The organism is Sphingomonas sp. Ant20, from assembly GCF_000783375.1.
GTDB lineage: Bacteria > Pseudomonadota > Alphaproteobacteria > Sphingomonadales > Sphingomonadaceae > Sphingomonas > Sphingomonas aerolata.
In genome coordinates, this window is sequence record NZ_JRVI01000138.1 from 1 (window position 1) to 6,742 (window position 6,742).

Here is a 6,742-nt window from a genome sequence, read left to right on the forward strand (position 1 = left end):
ATCGCCGCAGCCTGGTCGAGACGAAGATGCACTGCTTCAAGCTGCTCGGCGAGCGCGTCGCATCGCGCACCTTTGATCGTCAGATTACCGAGCTCAAACTCCGTGCCGCAGTTCTCAATCGATTTTCACAAATAGGAACACCGACCACCATCCGCGTTGCATAGATCTCGTCAGTAAAACCATATTTGTGCTTAATTATCTTTGTGCAACAAAGCCAAGACGAGGAAGGCGGGGCCGCACGCCTCTCCAGCGTTCGCGATGCCTTCAACTCACCGTTCCGACCCTTCGCGCTGGCCACGACCTCCGTCGGACAGGAAGGCCTCGACTTTCACCCTTATTGCTATCGGCTCTATCACTGGAACTTGCCCGGAAATCCCGTCAATCTCGAGCAGCGCGAGGGGCGTGTCCACCGCTTCAAGGGTCACGCAATCCGCCTAAATCTGGCGCATCGGCAGGTCGACGTGGTGCGTGGGCGCGAGAGAGATCACGATGATCCCTGGCAGATCATGTTCGACGCAGCTCGCGCCGAGACCGAGAATGACTCTGACCTCATTCCCTACTGGATTTACGAAGGGCCGGTGAAGGTCGAACGCCGCGTGCCCATGCTCCCGTTCAGCCGCGAGGTCCGACGACTCGAGTGGCTCAAACGAAGCCTGACCGTCTATCGCCTCGCGTTCGGACAACCGCGTCAGGAAGACCTGCTGGAGTATCTTCACAGCCTCATGGGAACCGCCATGGCGGCAGAAGATCTCGCCGACCTGCAAATCCGGCTCCAACCGTGACGTCGCGCCGCTCAGTCGCCTTCAACGGCAAGTGCCTTGCAGCGCTCCCCGACCAAGGCGATCACCTTCTCCTGCGCTGTCTTGGCGGCCTCAGCCTCGGCCGCGAAGGCAGGTAGCTGAAGCCCCTGCGCCCGGTCGGCCACACGCGCGGTCAAGTCCGCAATCGCAGTCTCGGCATCTCCGGCGGATACGCCGATTGTCCGCGCCAGCGCGAGGAAGTCCTGGGGCGTCAGACGGTCATCCTTGCCGTTGAGCTTGAGCGCCATGCGATCGCCCCCCAAACCCGGGAAGACGCGCGTGGTGACGGCGTCGTAGAGCGGCGCGAAGCGCATGCTCGTGAAGGCCTTGGCATCCACCTCGGCGACTTTGAGCACAGCGAGGTTCTTGAGATGCATATCGCCATCGGCGATGAGCCAGGCGAACACGGCCCGGCGGAACAGGATATCGAGATCGCTGGCCGGATCGGTCGACAGCGGTCGTAGGCCGCGCGCCATCCGCTCGATCGTTCCGTCGTATTTGGCGGATGCTGGAAGGTCCAAAATGGAGCAAAAGTCCTCCATCGCCAGACGCCGCTGATCCGCTGGCGCGCGACGAATATCGAACCGCTCGACGACCAGTGCAGGCGACATGCCGTCGGGCATCTCCAGCAGCGCGGCGTCGGGCACATCGAACCCGGCCGAGCGGCCAAGCTCCAGGCAAAGCCACTCGACGACCGGTAACATCTCGAAGCCCGCCGTGCCGGCGGGCTTGAGGATATGGGTGAACGGCTGATCGATGGCCGGAACGAGGGCGCCATCAGGCATCAGGCTCATCGGCGCCTTGATCTGGACGCCCGACAGGCGCGGCGTTTCCGCGCGCGCGAAGATGCGCGCCAGGTTCTGCTCGAAGGTCTCCTCGATCTCGCCCCGGGCCGGACCGGCGTAGCGGCCCGTGAAGCGACCGGTGTCGATGTATCCAGCCAGTGTTGTCGTGAGAATGTCAGCAGGCAGCGCCGCCAGTTCTTCTCGACCCTCGACGATGACGATGTTCGACATATATCGCCGTCCGCGCCGGAGCGCCTCGCGTTCATCGCGTTCGTGGAGAACCTGCGCCAGCCAGCCCTCAGGAAGCAGCGATTCAATGAAGGCCGGCAGCTTGCCCGGCGTGGTTTCGCGCACGAGGGCCGGTCCCGCTCGACGCCCCGGCTTCCAGCGCCATTCAAATCCATCGTGGGTCAGCCGGCCGAGCGGCTCACCGTGCCAGGCGACGAGGAGATCGAGCGCTGCCTTGTTGACCGGCGCCTTGGCAACGCCCGGCTGAGCTAGCAGAAAGCGTTCGGCACCTTCGCCTTCGCGATACCATTCGTTCTCGCGCGCCAGCACCCAGACGGCGTCGGCTGCGGCTTGGGGCGTCCCATGTTCCTCCACCAGACGCGCCGCCATCTGCGCGCGCATGTCGGCGGTAGCCGCGCTCGCATGTTCGCTGCGCAGGCGGAACGCTTCGAGAAAGCGCTGGCGCGGCGATGAGGCGTCGACGCGCAATTCGCCCAGGTCGTCGCCAATGACCGCCATCGCCGTCGATGGATGCTTCGGCGCTTCGTTCTGGATGATCTCAAGCGTCCGCAACCGCGTGCGCTGGTTGCGGCGGCCGCTGATGAACAGCCGCCCGTCGGGCGTCGGGGCGAGCAGCGCCGCACTCGCCGACGACAGATAGGCGTTGGGATAGAGATAGTGCGCAATCCGGACCGCATGACCGAGGATCGTCGCCTCGATATCCCCTTGGTGATCGACGTAAACCCCGCGGACGAGTTGGATCAACTCACCGCCTTCGCGCGCTGATGCGCGCGCTTGGCGTCAATTGTCTCACCGACCAAATGAAGAGCCATAGGATTATCTCGCGTCTCAGATGCGCGTTAATCCCACCATCCGGTTTCGCGTGCAAGAATTATCTCTCATCTGAGATGCGAGATAATCCGACGTGTAGAGCTATTGGCGCGCGCGACCCTGAATGATCGGCGCGATCCAGAACAGTCATGCCGCGAACGGCGCGCAGCCAGCCCTATGACGACTGGCCTAGCGGGCTCCGAGCGGGTTCGCCGATCCCCGCCACGGGCCTTGATCCGTCTCTCGCGGCGGCTTCTCCGATGGTCCCAGCGTTTCTGGGTCCCGGTCCCCAAGCTTACGTTGACAAGGCGTTATCGATTGATCGCGCGAGATGGCCTGCATGATGGCTCGCAAATTCCCAGAAACTCCGGACGCCGCCCCGACAGAGATCCCTCGATCTCGGGCTTCGCGAGCTAGCGCTCGCTAAGGCCGGAATCAAAAAGAATACCAGAATGGCTTTTCAATAGAATGCCTGAGACTGGTTATACAATATCTCTTTCCAACGGTATTTTCCGGACAAATCTCGCGACGCATTTCTTTCGGATGGCCGCAGATAGTGCCAATCAGGAGTCGACAGCCATTACCAAGTAAATAGCAATAGCATTTGACAAGAAAGGCCTTTGCCGATGCTTCTATTTATATGAAATTACTAACGTCACGTGATTACGGCCGATCCCGTTTTGCAAGAAGGCCGCTCACCAGAGCGAATTGACGAGGAAGGCAATTCCCAAGATGTAATAAGCCAAGGAACTCAAAATGATCGGGAAGCAATGCGAAGGCGACAATCGCGAAGTTCATACCCTGTGATCAACGCGTTCCAGTTGATCTTCGGCGGTGCTTCCAGCGTTAAGTCCGCAATGCGCAGCAGGCGATCGAGAAAGATTGCGGTTTCGAGAATTGCGATGCTCGCGCCAGGGCATCGATGGGAACCATCACCGAACGCAAGCCCCGCGCTACCGACGCGCGCTGCCAAGGCGCGATCAGGATCGACTGCATGCGGACACGCGCCCACCGCCGCGACATCAGCGTTCGCCTGGCGGATATCGATTTTGAAAATCTGGCCGGTATTTGGATTCCGTCGCGAAAGCTCCCCGACGACCGGTTCGAGCCTAAGGATCTCTTCCAAGATGGCGATCCGCCCGGTCTCATCTGTGGCAAGGAAGCGTGTCCGAAGCTCCTCGCGCTCGAGCAAATGCCATCCCGCCATCGTGATAAATTCGCGTGTCGTCACCATGCCGGCTGCAGCGTAGGTCACGCACTCGGTAAGGATCGCGCGATCCGAATAGCCTTCGGCGATCAAATGCGAGATCACGTCTTCGCGCGGGGCACGGCGACGCGCGAGAACCGCTGGGAACACGTCTCGAACGTAAAAATTAAGCATGTGGATCTGAGCCCGCGCGAAGCGTGGCAGATCGAGGATCGACTTGCCGAGCGCGACATTGCCAGCCTGAAAAAAGCGTTCGAGCCGACGCGCCATCCCGGTGCGATTACTATCGGTAACACCGACAACCTCGGCCGCAACGGACACCGCCAGCCGCATGCTCATGTCGTCAAGCTTTGCGTGGCCGCGACGCTGCATGTCGCCGATTAACGCATCGGATTCACGTTCGATAATCGCACGGTAGCTGGTGTCGACGGTTTTGGGGGTGAAGAACCGAGCGGTCGCAGCACGCTGACGGCGATGGCGCTCACCGTGCTGGAAAATGATTGGCGCAAAGCGCTCGTCGCTGAACCTTGCCATCAGATCAGCGCGGAAACTGGCCTGATGCAGCTCATCGTCCCGGAGTAGCGCGCGTGCTTCTGAAAAAGACTGGACTGGGCAACCGCGACCCATGGGCTGCGATGGAATGCTTTTTCGATCGTCACGGAGATCGTCGACCCCGCTGGACGGTTCGCGCGATAGCGTGGAATACGAACTCATCGCTTTGCTCCTTTACTCCAAGGTCCGCTATATATGATCTACTGTGGCTCATAAAAGGGGTAATAGCGAAAAGGGCGTGGACGCTCGTGTCACGCGAACCCGTTCGCTGCTGCGCGACGCGATGCTGGCGCTGTTGCAAGACGGCGACGCGCATTCGATCACTGCGCAACGTATCGTCGCCCAGGCCGGAGTCGGCTACGCGACCTTCTTTCGCCATTATCCCGGCGTCGACATGCTGTTGCTCGACGTGGCGGACGAGTTGATGGGACGGTTGGTTAAGCAGGTGGCCCCGGCTCTCGTACGTGGAGATGTGGGAAACGCCGTGCGATCGGTCGTGGAGTTCGTCGATCTCCATCGGCACGCGTCTGCAGCTCTGCTGGTTGGCGGTGGCGATGCAGTGCGACAGGAAGTGACGGCTCGCGCCATTCGATACGCAGAGGGGCTCGATCTTCCGTTTGATTCATCCGTGCCTCGCGGACTCGCTGTTCGGGTCGTAGTGGGCGGAATAATCACCATTTTAAGCTGGTGGTTGACGGAAGGACTCACCAGTTCAGCCGATGACGTGAGCAGCTTGATCGAACGGTTGACGATACGCGCCCTTGTGACGGCGCAGACGTAACACCGGAGTACAGGTCGGTGTGCTCCCTAGGTTGGTCGAATGCGGTGCTAAAAGCTTCCTAAAACCCTGCTCGGACGCGGCGGATAGCTTGGTATCAAACCGGTCTAATTGCGCTCGATGCTCCAGCCCGCCAGCAACGCGCGCAAGGCGGCGACGAACGCCAGCGGCTGATCCAGCATCAGATGGTGCCGAGCTTCGGGTACAGCGATGATCGGAATATCGATACCGCCGAGCTCGCGCACGTAATCACTGGAATCGTTTGTAAAAAGGAGGCTTTGCTCGCCGTGTACTATCGCCTTGCGGCCTGGTGCCTCGACCAGCGTTCTGCCCATTTCAAGCCATTCGCTGGGCACATTATCCCGCTTGAACACTGATGGCGAAAACTTCCAGGTCCACGCTTCGCCTTCGCGTCGAAGTGAGTGATAGGCCATGTAATCCATCAGGAACGCCTCACCAACGGGCTGTGGCGGAGATAGAACGTACCGCTCGCGCGCGCTGGCGTAATCGGGGTAGCGCTTATGCGGGCGATCGGGGTCGCCTGATCCCGGGCCGGTGCGGCCGCCGCCCCAAACGGCGTCAAAGCTGGACGGACGCAGCACCATCAGATCGCAAATCACCGTACCGGCAAAGGCATCCGGCGCCAGCGTGATCGCCTGGAGCGCGACTGCCGCGCCAAAGCTGTGTGCGACGATGATCGGCTTGTGCTCGTGGCCAAAAAGTCCAAGGGCCTCCGCGACCCCGATCATCTCCCGTCCTCGCGCGACCATGTCACAATTCTCGCGAACGTCGCTGTCGCCCATTCCTGAATGGTCGTAGGCGATCACATGGTAATTTTCAGCTAGGTAAGGCGCGACGAACGCCAGGCACCGTGCATGAGAGAGAAAGCCGTGGGTCATCAGTAAAGGAGGCGCGGAACGATCTCCCCAGCGGAAGTAATGCATTCTCACACCCGAGACCTCGACGAAGCCTTCCTCCCGCGGCACGGATAGCGCGTCGACAAACCAATCGGGCAGGTATGCAGGGTCTGGCGCCCACGTCTGTACGATATCGGACGGGATTTCACGCATGGTGTTCCAGTGCCTTTCTTTGACTGAATCAATTATGTGCCTTGATCCGGCGTGACGCGATTGAAACCGAACTGTCCAGGCTGCGGCGTATTCATCCTATTGTTCTCGAACCGGATCTTTTCCAGTTTCGGTAGGCTTTGTTGCACAAAGATAATTAAGCACAAATATGGTTTTACTGACGAGATCTATGCAACGCGGATGGTGGTCGGTGTTCCTATTTGTGAAAATCGATTGAGAACTGCGGCACGGAGTTTGAGCTCGGTAATCTGACGATCAAAGGTGCGCGATGCGACGCGCTCGCCGAGCAGCTTGAAGCAGTGCATCTTCGTCTCGACCAGGCTGCGGCGATGGTAGCCGCTCCACTTCTTCCAGATTGTTCGACCGAGCCTTTTCATCGCGCGTAGCGTTTCGTTGCGAGCATCGGCGCCGGCCGCCGGCTTCTTCCATGGCTGGCCGCCCCGGCGTACGGGAATGACCGCGTCTGCGCCCCG

At 60.3% G+C, this 6,742-nt stretch carries 6 protein-coding genes and 1 pseudogene; 3 read left to right on the plus strand and 4 right to left on the minus strand.

What is annotated here, in order from left to right; translation table 11 throughout:
• Positions 1-164: pseudogene (locus tag NI18_RS24485) on the plus strand (IS5/IS1182 family transposase); the annotation flags it as partial.
• A 39-nt stretch (positions 165-203) separates the two neighbouring features.
• Entirely contained in the window at positions 204-782 is a 579-nt protein-coding gene (locus NI18_RS15235; RefSeq protein ID WP_037531103.1) for a helicase-related protein, read from the plus strand.
• 11 nt (positions 783-793) lie between these two features.
• On the opposite strand, the gene NI18_RS15240 is transcribed toward NI18_RS15235, so the two are convergent.
• Positions 794-2,578, minus strand: a complete 1,785-nt coding sequence (locus NI18_RS15240; RefSeq protein WP_306286447.1) for a type II toxin-antitoxin system HipA family toxin — start codon at positions 2,576-2,578, stop codon at positions 794-796.
• An 817-nt stretch (positions 2,579-3,395) separates the two neighbouring features.
• Positions 3,396-4,565 carry a cytochrome P450 gene (locus NI18_RS15245; protein ID WP_197418116.1) on the minus strand — a complete coding sequence of 390 codons (1,170 nt, stop codon included), beginning with the start codon at positions 4,563-4,565 and terminating at the stop codon, positions 3,396-3,398.
• Positions 4,566-4,641: 76 nt separating this feature from the next.
• On the opposite strand from NI18_RS15245, the gene NI18_RS15250 reads away from it, so the two are divergent.
• A complete protein-coding gene (locus tag NI18_RS15250) occupies positions 4,642-5,184 on the plus strand; it encodes a TetR/AcrR family transcriptional regulator (RefSeq protein WP_128082253.1) in 543 nt (180 codons plus the stop codon).
• Positions 5,185-5,288: 104 nt separating this feature from the next.
• On the opposite strand, the gene NI18_RS15255 is transcribed toward NI18_RS15250, so the two are convergent.
• A complete protein-coding gene (locus NI18_RS15255; protein WP_037531110.1) occupies positions 5,289-6,251 on the minus strand; it encodes an alpha/beta hydrolase in 963 nt (320 codons plus the stop codon).
• Positions 6,252-6,436: 185 nt separating this feature from the next.
• A partial coding sequence (locus tag NI18_RS15260) for a transposase (RefSeq protein ID WP_037531112.1) occupies positions 6,437-6,742 on the minus strand: 306 nt, incomplete at its 5' end.

What these genes read in the sequence shown, in the direction of transcription:
- NI18_RS15245 (WP_197418116.1), bottom strand. Translation starts at nt 4,565, where the DNA reads ATGAGTTCGTATTCCACGCTATCGCGCGAACCGTCCAGCGGGGTCGAC.
- NI18_RS15255 (WP_037531110.1), bottom strand. Translation starts at nt 6,251, where the DNA reads ATGCGTGAAATCCCGTCCGATATCGTACAGACGTGGGCGCCAGACCCT.